Raw genomic sequence first — 13330 nt, 5'->3', positions numbered from 1 at the left:
CTTGTATCAAAAATCGCCTAGCCGGTGCTTTAATGGATTGGAAAGAACAACACTTAGTTGGTACACAGCCAATTTTTTAGCAGCAATAAAAAGGGAGCCAATGGCTCCCTTTTTAGTTACTCAGTAATTACTATCCCTGTTGCAAGCATTGTAAGTGGTTACTTACCTTCAAAATAGAATGGCTTGCGTTTAGCCTTCTCCCCATTGAGACGGTTCATAGTTGCGGCGTCATAGAGACGCCCATTTACCATAGTGTATTGAACCTTGTCGGTATCGCGAATATCAGCCAGAGGATCGCCATCGATAACAATGATGTCTGCTAGCTTTCCTGCTTCAAGGGTGCCAAGTTGGTGATCCATACCAAAGTGTTTGGCTGGATTAATGGTTGCGGTTTTTAGTGCTGCTAGGTTGTTCATGCCACCTTGTGAAAACATCCACATCTCCCAATGGGCGCCGAGTCCCTCACGCTGGCCATGGCCACCAATGTTGCTCATTACTCCGAGTTCACGCATCTCGTTAGCAACGCGCGCAACATTAAAGTGGTTGTAGTGTTCATCAGGCGCCGTTGGTCGGCGCATGGCGCGATTGCGGAGAATGTCTTGCGGCACAAACTGAGACAGGCGAGGATGGTTCCATACTTCTGTTTTATCGTACCAATAGTTTTCGCCCCAAATCCCACCGTAGGCAACCACTAAGGTTGGGGTATAGCCAACCTTGGTTTGTGACCAGAACTGTTTAATGTCGTCATAGATGTTAGCTGCTGGTAGGGAGTGCTCAATGCTGGTGTGGCCATCGGCAATCATGGTTAGGTTATGTTGCAGCAATGAGCCACCTTCTGGCACCACCATCATTTCCAATTCTCGGGCGGCGCTGATCACCTGCTGGCGTTGGTTACGACGAGGTTGGTTGTAGCTCTTAACGCTGAAAGCACCTACGGCTTTGAGCCGCTCAAGGTGGAATTTTGCGTCGTCGAGGCTATCGATGTGGGCGGTATAACCAGGGCCATTAGCACCATATAATATGGTGCCGGTCGAGAAGATCCGTGGCCCGGTGATCACTCCGGCTTTTTGCATCTCACTAGCAGCGAATATCTCAGTGGTATCGTTGGATGGATCATGAATGCTGGTTACCCCAAGTGCAAGGCCAGCATAGTTGATCCAATTTTGCTCTGGAATTATTTCGTTAGAACCTTGGCTGCCGTGGGCGTGGGCATCAAACAACCCCGGCATAATAGTTTTACCTTCGATATTAATGATGGTCGCGCCAGCAGGAACCGTGATGTCTCGACCTACTTCAACAATCTTGTTGTCGGTTACCAGCACCGTACCGTTATTGATCACTTGGTTGCCATTCATGGTGATCACTTGGCCGCCAACAAAGGCAACGGTTCCACGTGGAACATCGGCAGCGGTGTTGAAACCAATGGTGGTGACCGTTGGTTCCAATTCAACTTTTTTACCCGGCACAAATAGTTGCTCAGCGCTCACTTGAAACAGTTCAGCCCCTAAACTCCAATAGAGCTTGTCGCTAGCGGGGCTCCAACTAATGTTTTCACCGGCGCGTTGGGACAGCTGTGCCACTGGCAGGTCGCCGCCGTTTGGACCAATACTTATGGTCTCGCCGTGTTGGGTCAGTGGGGTTACGAATACCTTAAATCGTTCGGCGAAGGCCAAATGTTTGCCGTTAGGCGCCACGTGAAATTCGGTGGCGTGTTCAGAGGTGTAATGAATTCGTTCTTCAAAACCATGGATGCCAATACTACCAAGAGCTGGCTTTTTATTTTCCATAGTGGAGAAGAATATGCGGTCGTTATCGGCACCAAAATGAGGGTGATGACCACGCTTGGTAACCCAAACTGGAGCTGGTTCGACAGCGGTGAGATCGATGTAGTAGATGCCTGTTTCTCGGTTCCAACTGCGAGGGGTAATGTAACCCCCTTGGGCTTTACGGTATACCAAGGCGTTGCCATCGGCGGAGAAGGCGGGCTCAACAAACTTACCTGGTTCTAAAGTGACAACCTTTTCCTTACCGCTAACCATGTCACGGATCAGTACTTGTCCCTGCTGTTGATCATCCCACGTAACGTAAGCCAGTTTGGTACCATCTCGAGACCAACTTGGGAACAACTCAAATCGTTCGGTTTGGCTGCTTAGTCGCTGTGGTTTGTCATCGCCGTTGCGTAACCAAATTTTGCCTAAAGCCTCAAATACTACCTGCTGTCCATCGGGAGAGGTCTGTACCTGACGAAGCATCTTTAGCTTGATTTGATCATGGTCGAGATCTTGTTGAAAACGAACTGCCGGTTGGATCTGCTTGTCAGTGCTAACGTGAAAATCGATCGCTTCAACCTCACCACTATCGATCGCAACTCGTTGGATCTTACCGTCGGCCCAGAATAAAACGGCGCTGTTGTCTGGTGTCCAAGCCATAGTTGGGTAGACACCATGGATGGCCCAAGTCTCTTGCATATCACGATCGAGGTCGGCGTAGATTTTGCGCTTTTCACCGGACTTTAGGTCGTATAAATAGAGGCTGGATTGGAAACCATCTCGGCTGATGTAAGCTAAATAGCGACCGTCTGGACTTGGCGTTGGGCGAATGGCACCTCCGGTACCTTCAAGTAAAACTTCGATATCACCGGTTTCACGGTCATAGCGTTTGATTTTATAGATTCCTTTGACTGAATCTTTTGAATAGTGAAAGGTTTTGCCGGGAGTCGCATCGTGGGAGAAATAGATGTACTTACCATCTGGTGAAAACGCCGGTTCGCCAAGATCTTTTTGATCGTCGGCGCGTTCGGTTAGTTTAACCCCCTTACCACCACTGACGTGGTAGAGCCACACCTCACCAGCGCCCAAGCTGCGTTGAGCGGTAAAGTGTTTGCGGCCAATCAGGTATTGGCCATCAGGACTCCACGCCGGACTGTTTAGTAAGCGAAAGGTCTCTTTAGTTACCGGCTGAGCATTGCTGCCATCAATATTTATGGTCCAAATATTATCGCCACCATCCTGATCTGAGGTAAAGGCGATACGTTTACCGTCTGGGCTAAAGCGCGGCTGCATGTGCCACGCAATTCCCTGAACTAAGGGAGTCGCTTCGCCGCCGCTAACTGGTATGGTGTAGATGTCGCCAAGTAGATCGAAGACGATGGTGCTGCCATCGGGGCTGATATCAACGTTCATCCAGGTGCCTTGGCGTACATCGATGCTGATAGTCTCAAGTGGTGCTGAGGTCGGCGCGTTAACGTCCCATGTCGGTTGCTCTTCCGCTAAGGCTGGTGTTGTGGCAACTAGGCCGGTACTTAACAACGCGACGATTAACGCCGATAATTTGGTAGGGCGAATATACATAACTGTCCTTGTTTCATTTTTGTTATCAGAAACGAGGATACCAATACCAAAACGCCGCTGAAAGTCAGCGGCGGTTAGCAAGTATTACAGAGTGTAAATCGTTGGAGGCGAAAAGGATCATCCACCTTTGCGGATCAAGTAACGGTAGGGGATATCCGCAACTTCACTGGCGACGAGGGTGTGATCCATAAAGGTACAGAAGCTCGGGATATCACGAGTTGTGGATGGATCATCAGCGGTCACCAGCAGGGTTTCGCCATCGGCCATCTTGCGCACAGTTTTGCGTACCATCATTACTGGCTCGGGGCAGCGCAGACCGATGGCATCAAGTTGGTGTTGGGCGTTTTGAAACTCTGGCATGGCTCAGTTCCGATTAAAAATAAGGCGGCTATCATACGCTGCTTCGCTGCCAGATCAATTAGTACGGGATGGAGCTTGTGATCCGGTCATCAAAAAGGGCAGCTCTATTATGCATAGAAGCTGCCCTTAAAGTGTAAATCACAATGGCTCAGTTGAACCAATTGCACTTAAACTCGTTCGAATACGGTGGCAATACCCTGACCCATGCCGATACACATGGTTGCCAGACCAAGTTCGACATCCTTGTGTTCCATCATGTTGATCAAGGTGGTGGAGATGCGCGCGCCAGAACAACCCAGAGGGTGACCTAGAGCAATAGCGCCGCCGTTAAGGTTAACCATATCGTCTGCTTTATCCAGTAAGCCCAGCTCTTGCAGACAAGGCATTGCCTGCGCTGCGAAGGCTTCGTTGAATTCAGCGTATTGAATATCACCAATGGTTAGTCCAGCACGTTTCAGTGCCTTTTGCGTTGCTGGTACTGGGCCGTAACCCATGATGGATGCATCGCACCCAGAGACTGCCATTGAACGAATACGAGCGCGGATAGGTAGACCCAAGGCTTTCGCTTTGGCTTCGCTCATCATCAACATACCTGCAGCACCGTCAGACAACGCTGATGAGGTACCGGCGGTAACGGTGCCATTAACTGGATCGAATACCGGACGTAAACCCGCTAAGGTTTCGACGGTGGTCTCTGGCCGAATCACTTCGTCGTGCTTCACCTTGATTAAGCGACCTTCGGCGTCGTGGCCTTCAATCGGCATAATCTCATTGTCGAAACGACCGCTAATGGTGGCTTCGTGGGCCAGACGATGAGAGCGGGCGCCAAAGGCGTCTTGCTGCTCACGGCTGATGCCGTGCATCTTACCCAGCATTTCGGCGGTTAAGCCCATCATGCCTGAGGCCTTTGCTACGGTTTTAGCTATACCAGGGTGGAAATCAACACCGTGCATCATCGGTACATGACCCATGTGCTCAACACCACCAATGATGAAGGCATCGCCGTCGCCAGTCATGATAGCGCGAGCGCCGTCATGCAGTGCTTGCATGGAAGAACCACACAAACGGTTAACGGTAACGCCGCCAACGCTTTTTGGCAGACCTGCCATCAGTGATGCGTTACGGGCTATGTTGAAGCCCTGTTCGAGGGTCTGCTGTACACAACCCCAAATTACGTCTTCGATTTCGTTTGGATCCAGTGCGCTGTTACGTTCAACCAGTGAACGCATAAGATGAGCGGACAGATCTTCTGCACGTACATTACGGAATACGCCATTCTTTGAACGGCCCATTGGGGTACGGATGCAATCGACAATTACTGCTTGGTTCATCATGCGCTCCTATCCTTGGAAGAAACGTTCGCCATTGGCGGCCATTTCACGAAGTTTGTCGGTCACTTGGTACATCGCTCCCAAGTGGGCATATTGGTCAGCCATCGCCACGAAGCGATCCAGACCAATGGTATCGAGGTAACGGAACACACCGCCGCGGAACGGTGGGAAACCGATGCCATACAGCAGAGCCATATCCGCTTCTGCTGGTGTGGCAACAATACCCTCTTCCAAGCAGCGAACGGTTTCGTTGATCAGCGGCACCATGGTGCGAGCGATGATCTCTTCCGCTTCAAATGGTTTGGCTTGGCCATATTCCGCTGCCAATAATGCAATGGCATCGGCATCAACGGCTTTCTTTGGCTTACCCTTGCGATCAGGGGCGTACTGATAGAAGCCCTTACTGTTCTTCTGGCCCAAGCGATCCGCTTGGTACATGATGTCGACCGCACTCTTGAAGTCGAACTTCATCCGCTCAGGGAAGCCTTCTACCATGGTGTCGTTACCGTGGTGCGCGGTATCCATGCCAACTACATCCAACAGGTAAGCTGGGCCCATTGGCCAGCCAAACTGTTTCGACATCACTTTGTCGATCTGTTGGAAGTCAGCGCCGTCTTTCAACAGCAGGTTGAAACCAGCGAAGTAAGGGAACAATACGCGGTTTACCAAGAACCCTGGGCAGTCGTTTACCACAATTGGGGTCTTGCCCATCTTTGCGGCGTAGGCTACTACAGAAGCGATGGTTTCATCGGAGGTTTTAGCACCACGGATGATCTCAACCAATGGCATCTTGTGCACTGGGTTGAAGAAGTGCATGCCACAGAAGTTTTCTGGACGTTTAACACTTTGTGCCAGCAGATCGATGGAGATGGTCGAGGTGTTGGAGGTAACAATGGCGTCTTCAGCAACGTGAGACTCCACCTCTGCCAGCACGATCCCCTTAACTTTAGGGTTCTCAACAACCGCTTCAACGACCACGTCTGCATGTTTCACAGCGGTGTAGTCCAAGCTTGGCACGATGCTGTTTAGTACGGCTGCCATCTTGTCTGCCTTCATGCGGCCACGAGATACCTGTGCACCCAACAGTTTGGCGGCTTCGTTTAAGCCCAGATCCAATGCCGGTTGGTTGATATCTTTCATTACCGCTGGCACACCTCGGCTGGCGGACTGGTAGGCGATACCGCCCCCCATAATACCAGCACCTAAAACGGCGGCTTGTTTGGTATCTTTGGCTGATTTGGTGGCTTTCTTGGCTAGCCCTTTCACGTATTGGTCGTTAAGGAATATGCCAATCAGTGCTTGCGCCGCTTCGGATTTAGCCAGCTTTAAGAAAGCTTGGTTTTCGATCAGAATTGCTTCGTCACGACTGGCGCGAGCTGCAGCCTCTAATGTGGCGACAGCGGCGTGCGGCGCGGGGTAATGTGGGCCAGCTTTTTGGAACACCATGCCTTTGGCCGCGCCAAACGACATCATTGCTTCAATCTTATTGAGCTTCAGTGGTGCTTTCTTTTCAGCACGGCGGCCCTGCCAATCGATATCTTCGTTGATGGCGCTCTTCAACATATCAACGGCGGCTTGTTGCAGTAACTCTGGTGCGACAATCGCATTAACCAGACCAACTTTTTGCGCCGCAGGCGCTTTATGTTGCTTGCCGGTGGTGATCCACTCTAAGGCGTTATCGGCGCCGATAACACGAGGTAGGCGAACGGTACCACCGAAGCCAGGGATCAGGCCCAATTTTACTTCTGGTAGACCAATCTGTGCAGTGGTATCGGCCACGCGCAGATCACAAGCTAGGATCGCTTCACAGCCACCGCCCAACGCAAAGCCATTAACGGCTGCGATGGTTGGTACTGGTAGATCTTCCAGTTTATTGAAAATGCTGTTGGTGTGCTTTAACCAGTGCAATACCTCTTCATCCGGCTTGGCAAAGCTGGTGAGGAATTCAGTGATGTCAGCACCAACGATAAACGTTGATTTTGATGAAGATACGACAACACCCTGCAAACCTTCGGCTGTCGCGAGGGCATCTAGGGCTTGGTCGAATTGTTCTAGGGTAGAGCGGTCGAATTTATTGACGGAGCCTTGCGCATCAAAGCTCAGTTGAGCGATGCCAGCTTCCAGCCAATCGACACGAAGATCAGTACTCTGATAGATCATGGTCGGGTTCCTTAGTTACCACGTCAGTTAACACGTCCGTGTTGTCGAATTTATCTCGACACCAACTCTCAGTGTGACTTGGGTCACAATAACTTGCAACTCGTTTTTAAACGAGCGTTTAACCTCGATTAATCGATGATTTCGATTCAGTTGACGTTGTGAATAAACTAACAGCATATTCATGTTGCTGCTGGCACCGCATGACGCTCTGTGCTGCCGGTGATACACTCGATGCTCTACTTATTTCAGTCGGATCTTAAAGAGTCTTTAATGGAAGCGATCAGTAAGCATTATCCCCTGCATATTCATACCTTACGCCAACGCACCGATGCCATCTTAGAAGAGCATCAACTAGCGGGTTTAGTGATTGATGCGGGTTACCCTGCGGGGATCTTTTTAGATGATATGGAGTACCCATTTAAGGTGAACCCTCACTTTAAACACTGGGTACCACTGACCGACAACCCACACTGTATGATGATCATTCGTGCCGGTGAAAAGCCAACATTACTGTATTACCGTCCGGTAGATTTTTGGCACAAGGTGGCACCGCTTCCAACCGAATCGTGGGTAGAACAAATTGATTTAATTGAGTTCTCTCGTTTGGAGCAGTTACTCGAATTGATGCCTGCTGATAAGCAAAACTACGCCTACATAGGTGCCCATGCCGATCACGCCGAAAAATTGGGTTTAAGTCGTGTTAACCCGCAAGAGTTGTTGAATGCCATCCACTTTGGTCGCAGCATCAAAACTCAATACGAAATTGAGTGCATGCGGGAAGCCAACCGTATAGCGGTACTAGGGCACGAAGCCGCTCGTGATGCCTTTATGGCTGGTGCGACTGAATTTGAGATCCAGCAAGCGTACTTGGCAGCAACAGGCCATGGTGAAAATGAGGTGCCGTATGGCAACATCATCGCCATCAACCAAAATAGCGCCATCTTGCACTACACCAAGCTAGAGCGTATCGCGCCGCAGCAACGCTTAAGCTTCCTCATTGATGCTGGTGCATCAGTTAATGGTTATGCGGCTGACATTACCCGTACCTATGCCTACCAACAGGACAACCTATTCGCACAATTGGTTGCCACAATGAACCAACATCAGCAACAGATCCTGACCTTGATTAAGCCGGGGCTGAGCTACACCGATCTGCACATCGAGATGCACAAGCGTGTTGCGCAGATGTTGAATCAGTTTGAGCTGGCAAGTGGTGACGAACAGACCTTGATCGATCTTGGTGTGACCAAAGCGTTTTATCCACACGGTTTGGGCCACCCAATTGGCTTGCAGGTGCATGATGTTGCTGGCTTTATGCAGGACGCGGATGGCACTGAACTTGCTGCCCCAGAGGGTATGACTCTGCGTTGTACACGGGTATTGGAAGAGGGCATGGTGATCACCATTGAGCCTGGCTTATACGTTATCGATAGTTTATTGAGCGATCTGTCTGATGAAGCGAAAGCGCTGTTGAATCCAGTTCGAATCGATGAGTTACGGCCATATGGCGGGGTTCGTATCGAAGATGACGTTGTGGTGTTGGCCGATGGCATCGATAACCTTACTCGTGGCTTTAATCTCGCTTAATGGCCACTTCGTTTTTGGTGCCGGCGGCGCCGGCATCAACTGAAGAGGTTATTAAACGCAGTCGCTTTATCACGGTGATTGAAGCGGTTAGTTCGGGCGCGGAGGCAAGGGCATTTCATGCTCGTATGCGCGCTGAACACCCCGATGCTCGCCATCACTGTTTGGCTTTTAATGCCGGCCCGCCAGGATGCAGCCGTGACATTGGCTGTAGCGACGATGGCGAACCTTCGGGCTCCGCTGGACGGCCAATGCTGGCGGTGGTGCAAGGGGCGGATGTAGGTCAGTTTGCGGCGGTGGTAATCCGTTACTCTGGTGGGATAAAACTCGGTGTCGGCGGCTTGGTTCGGGCCTATGCTGGCGGCGTTAAACAAGCGCTCGAAGTCCTGCAAACCAAAGCTTACGTGGCGCAGATCTCGGTAACATTGCGGTGTGATTACGCCGATATGCCGTTGCTTGAATACCTGCTTGAGCTGCATCAAGGCAAAGTGTTGGAGCAGAGCTTCGCCCAGCAGGTTGAGCTGATTTTGCAGCTGCCGCTAACCCAGCGACAACCCTTTCAACAAACGCTCGCCGATCGCTCTTCTGGTCGACTAAACCTAGATAGTGGCGACTAATCTCTTGCATCGGTGGTGAAACATCCATCGTTGTTGGAGTATGCTAGCGCCAAATGACATTAAGTTAACCCCATGGAATATCGTACGATAATTCGCATCACCGGCATTCTGGTGACGCTATTCAGTACCACAATGCTGCCTCCAGCTATTATTGCGGCTATCTATAACGATGGCGGCGGTACTGCATTTATTGAAGCTTTTGGGCTCTCTTGCCTGATTGGTGGCCTGCTGTGGTACCCGAACCGTCGTGCTAAAGAGGAGCTTCGTACTCGCGAGGGCTTCCTAATTGTGGTGATGTTCTGGACGGTGCTAGGCAGTATCGGTGCCATTCCGTTTATTCTGTCGGAAATGCCGGATCTGAGCTTCACCGACGCCATGTTCGAGTCCTTCTCTGCGCTGACTACCACTGGTGCTACGGTGATCACGGGGCTTGAGCATCTACCCAAGGCAATTTTGTTCTATCGCCACCTGCTGCAATGGCTTGGCGGCATGGGGATCATTGTCTTGGCGGTAGCGGTATTGCCAATGCTCGGTGTTGGTGGAATGCAGCTGTATCGCTGTGAAACGCCGGGGCCGGTGAAAGACAATAAGATGACGCCCCGAATAGCCGAAACCGCCAAGGCGTTGTGGTATATCTATCTAACCCTAACGGTAGTTTGTGCCACCGCGTATTATTTTGCCGGTATGAATCTCTTTGATGCTGTCGGCCACGCCTTTTCAACCATCGCCATTGGCGGCTTCTCCAGTTACGACGCCTCAATGGGCCACTTTGATAGCCCGTTGATTAACGCCATTTGTGTGGTGTTTTTGCTGATATCGTCAATCAACTTTGCGCTCCACTTTACCGCCTTTAACAAGCAAGGGGTGTGGCTCAAGGCATATTGGCATGATGCCGAAGTACGTACCTTTATCGCCTTTCAATTGGCGTTAGTGGCGATAGTGTTTGTCATTTTGTTAACTCAAAGCAGTGGCGAAAGCACAGAAGTGGTATTGGATAAAGCGCTGTTCCAAGCTGTTTCTATGTCGACCACCGCTGGTTTTACCACCGACAACTTTGCCGGCTGGCCGCTGTTTTTGCCAATGTTATTAGTGTTTTCCAGCTTTATCGGTGGTTGTGCTGGCTCTACCGGTGGCGGTATTAAGGTAGTCCGTATTGCGCTGCTGTTTTTGCAAGGGGTACGTGAACTTAAACGTCTGGTACACCCGCGGGCGATGTTCTCGATTCGTTTGAATAACAAGGCAGTTAATGACCGTATCATTGATGCGGTATGGGGCTTTTTCGCCGCCTATGCGATGGTGTTTGTATTGATTATGACGGCGCTAATGGGCACTGGTTTAGATAGTATCTCTTCCTTTACCGCCACCGCAGCCAGTCTTAATAACCTTGGTCCTGGTTTAGGTGACGTTGCCGCACACTATGGCACGGTAAATGATCCGGCCAAATGGATTTTGATCTTAGGGATGCTGTTTGGTCGCTTAGAGATCTTTACTTTATTAGTGCTGTTTACTCCCACATTTTGGCGTAACTAGGACGTAACCGATGCAACGAACCTTACTGCTGTACTCCACCGTTGATGGCCACACCAAGAAGATCATCGAGCGCATCAAAGACAGACTTGAGGCGCTCGATCATTGGGTGCAGTTGGCTGAGCTTGAACGTTGCCAACTGGACCTGACGCAATTTGATTCAGTGGTGGTGGGGGCGTCGATCCGTTACGGCAAGTATCGGCCTGCTCTATTTGAATTTATCGAAGAGAATCAGGTTACACTGCAGGAGCGGCCCTGTGCCTTCTTCAGCGTTAATCTAGTAGCCCGCAAACCCAATAAGAACACGCCTGAGACCAATAGCTATGTGGGTAAGTTTTTGCAGCAAAGTAGCTGGCGGCCAGCGTTAGTTGGGGTGTTCGCCGGCAAGTTGAATTACTCAATTTATGGCTGGCGCGACCGCTGGGTGATTCGTTTCATTATGTGGCTGACCAAAGGGCCAACCAATCCAGATACCAACAAAGAGTTTACCGACTGGGGGAAAGTCGAGCTCTTTGCTGATCAGTTGGCCTCACTCGGCTCGGCACAGAAGAGTTGATGCAGGGTCGATAAGATAGCTTCCACTTCTGGACTGGCCAAGCTGTACCACACTAATAATGAGTCCTTACGGGTTTCAACTAATCCTTCACGACGTAAAACCGCTAAGTGTTGAGACAGCGCGGATTGGCTGAGTGGCACCAATTTATTTAATTCAGTTACAGTCATCTCTCGCTGCAGCAGTGAGCAGAGAATTACTAATCGGTTGGTGTTTGCTATCGACTTGAGTAACTGCGCGGCTTGACCGGCATTCGTTACCATATCGTCTAAAGTCATATCTGCTGGAATAGACACTTTTGTTCTCAATAATGGTCGTAGCGCTATGATATCGCGAATACAGGATAGATCCAGATCCCGTTTTATACTCTGTGATAATTGCTTGTTGTTAAGATTGTGAACACAAAGCTGGACAGTACTAATGCAGACCACCATATTGCATGCAGCAAATTGAATTTATACCGTTATCGTTCCAGGGGGAGCAATGTCAGGCACGCTAATTGTGTACCAAAGTCGTGGTGGTCATACGTCACGAGTAACCCGTCGCTTGATGGAAACCCTGCATGCCGCAGGCAGTGCTTGTGAAATGATGGATATTGTCGAAGCACAACAAGAGGGCTTCGATTGGGATAAGTACGATACCGTTATCGTCGGTTGTCCGGTGCTATATGGTGATTTCGATAAGCGTATTAAGGCATTTATCGCTGAAAACCAAGACAAGCTAGAAGCTCGGACAAATGGCTTCTTCTGCTTATCTGTTGTTGCACGTAATCCGGTTAAAGCAACCGTAGAAGGCAACCGCTACATTCAGAAGTTCTTGGCTGAGCAAACGTGGAAACCACAGAACTTGAAGGTGTTCGCCGGTAAAGTTGATTACCCGTCATGGGGCTTCTTCGATAGCCTTTCTATCAAACTGATTATGAAGATGACCAAGGGCCCAACGGCCTCTGATACTGTTATCGACTACACCGATTGGAACGAAGTGGAAGCGTTTGGGTTACAGATCCACCAAGCGCGCACAGGCGACGAGTAGTCTTTCGTCGCCGCGAACGCGAAGCGGTATTATCGTATTGCGATGAGTTTTGCGTCTAACTGAACGAATAAAACGGGTTGCCTAATGGCAACCCGTTTGGTTTTATCTATCGGTTATAGAGTGTTTTGCCGATGCCAGTAGTAACCAATTGAAAGAGTCTATAACCTACCTATCATTAACAACTTACGGTAAATCATTGGTAATGAAAGGATTCAATATATTGGCAGCTATGGTGATAGCTATAAGCTCGACCGCTGCCCATGCAGTTACCGCAGAACAAAATGCGTTTTTCGATAACTTAGCTGCCCATTGTGGCCAAGCTTTTGCGGGCGAAATCACCGCTGGTGGCAGTGCTGATTCCACGTTTAGTGGTAAACGGTTGGTAATGCACGTTCGTGAGTGCAGCGATGATGTCATCAAGGTGCCGTTTCATGTAGGTGATGACCATTCCCGTACTTGGGTGATCAGCAAAACCTCTTACGGATTGCACCTTGCGCATGATCATCGCCATAAGGATGGCAGCGAAGATAAGATCACCATGTATGGCGGCATGACCGCTACCATGGGTAGCGCTACTCAACAATCGTTTCCAGTTGATGCACGTTCGATCAATAACTTTCGTGCTAATGACCTTGATGTGTCGGTCACCAATGTATGGCATCTCTATGTGGAAGAGAACAGCGCGACCTATCGCTTAACTCGAGACGAACGTGATTTTCGGGTCGACTTTGACCTGACCAAGCCGGTGGCGTTGCCACCAGTGCCGTGGGGACATCAGTGATCTCATCTATATAAAAAAGGCTGTGTACCAACTCA

The 13330-nt window shown here is 50.0% G+C and carries 11 protein-coding genes; 6 read left to right on the top strand and 5 right to left on the bottom strand.

Annotation, left to right across the window (positions count from 1 at the left end; all coding sequences use genetic code 11):
- Positions 1 to 158 precede the first annotated feature (158 nt).
- The 4 genes from HER31_RS15670 to fadB all read right to left on the bottom strand — a co-directional run bounded on the left by HER31_RS15670 (position 159) and on the right by fadB (position 7201).
- On the bottom strand, positions 159 to 3344 hold the full coding sequence (locus HER31_RS15670; protein WP_420811022.1) for an amidohydrolase family protein: 3186 nt from the start codon (positions 3342 to 3344) through the stop codon (positions 159 to 161).
- 123 nt (positions 3345 to 3467) lie between these two features.
- A complete protein-coding gene (gene tusA, locus HER31_RS15665) occupies positions 3468 to 3710 on the bottom strand; it encodes a sulfurtransferase TusA (protein ID WP_168661949.1) in 243 nt (80 codons plus the stop codon).
- A gap of 167 nt (positions 3711 to 3877) precedes the next feature.
- Complete coding sequence (gene fadA / locus HER31_RS15660) at positions 3878 to 5041, bottom strand: acetyl-CoA C-acyltransferase FadA (protein ID WP_168663407.1); 1164 nt, start codon at positions 5039 to 5041, stop codon at positions 3878 to 3880.
- A gap of 9 nt (positions 5042 to 5050) precedes the next feature.
- Positions 5051 to 7201, bottom strand: coding sequence for a fatty acid oxidation complex subunit alpha FadB (fadB, locus tag HER31_RS15655; protein ID WP_168661947.1), 2151 nt, complete (start codon positions 7199 to 7201; stop codon positions 5051 to 5053).
- 270 nt (positions 7202 to 7471) lie between these two features.
- Here fadB and pepQ point away from each other — a divergent pair, with 270 nt between their 5' ends.
- The 4 genes from pepQ to hemG (HER31_RS15635) all read left to right on the top strand — a co-directional run bounded on the left by pepQ (position 7472) and on the right by hemG (HER31_RS15635) (position 11485).
- Entirely contained in the window at positions 7472 to 8788 is a 1317-nt protein-coding gene (pepQ, locus tag HER31_RS15650) for a Xaa-Pro dipeptidase (protein WP_168661945.1), read from the top strand.
- Complete coding sequence (locus HER31_RS15645) at positions 8788 to 9402, top strand: YigZ family protein (protein ID WP_168661943.1); 615 nt, start codon at positions 8788 to 8790, stop codon at positions 9400 to 9402. The genes pepQ and HER31_RS15645 overlap by 1 nt, the downstream gene beginning before the upstream one ends.
- A gap of 72 nt (positions 9403 to 9474) precedes the next feature.
- Positions 9475 to 10932, top strand: coding sequence for a TrkH family potassium uptake protein (locus tag HER31_RS15640; RefSeq protein WP_168661941.1), 1458 nt, complete (start codon positions 9475 to 9477; stop codon positions 10930 to 10932).
- Between the two features lie 10 nt (positions 10933 to 10942).
- Positions 10943 to 11485, top strand: coding sequence for a menaquinone-dependent protoporphyrinogen IX dehydrogenase (gene hemG, locus HER31_RS15635; RefSeq protein ID WP_168661939.1), 543 nt, complete (start codon positions 10943 to 10945; stop codon positions 11483 to 11485).
- Here hemG (HER31_RS15635) and HER31_RS15630 read toward each other — a convergent pair.
- The gene (locus HER31_RS15630) at positions 11449 to 11760 is read right to left on the bottom strand and encodes an ArsR/SmtB family transcription factor (protein ID WP_420811021.1); all 312 of its coding nucleotides are present in this window, start codon (positions 11758 to 11760) and stop codon (positions 11449 to 11451) included. The two genes, hemG (HER31_RS15635) and HER31_RS15630, sit on opposite strands and share 37 nt — an antisense overlap.
- A 205-nt stretch (positions 11761 to 11965) precedes the next feature.
- Here HER31_RS15630 and hemG (HER31_RS15625) point away from each other — a divergent pair, with 205 nt between their 5' ends.
- On the top strand, positions 11966 to 12514 hold the full coding sequence (hemG, locus tag HER31_RS15625; RefSeq protein ID WP_168661937.1) for a menaquinone-dependent protoporphyrinogen IX dehydrogenase: 549 nt from the start codon (positions 11966 to 11968) through the stop codon (positions 12512 to 12514).
- Positions 12515 to 12716: 202 nt separating this feature from the next.
- The gene (locus HER31_RS15620) at positions 12717 to 13295 is read left to right on the top strand and encodes a hypothetical protein (protein ID WP_168661935.1); all 579 of its coding nucleotides are present in this window, start codon (positions 12717 to 12719) and stop codon (positions 13293 to 13295) included.
- Positions 13296 to 13330 lie beyond the last annotated feature (35 nt).

The organism is Ferrimonas lipolytica (assembly GCF_012295575.1).
In the GTDB taxonomy this organism is placed as follows: domain Bacteria; phylum Pseudomonadota; class Gammaproteobacteria; order Enterobacterales; family Shewanellaceae; genus Ferrimonas; species Ferrimonas lipolytica.
The sequence above is the reverse complement of the archived record's forward strand: the minus strand, read 5'-3'. Positions and strand labels throughout refer to the sequence as shown.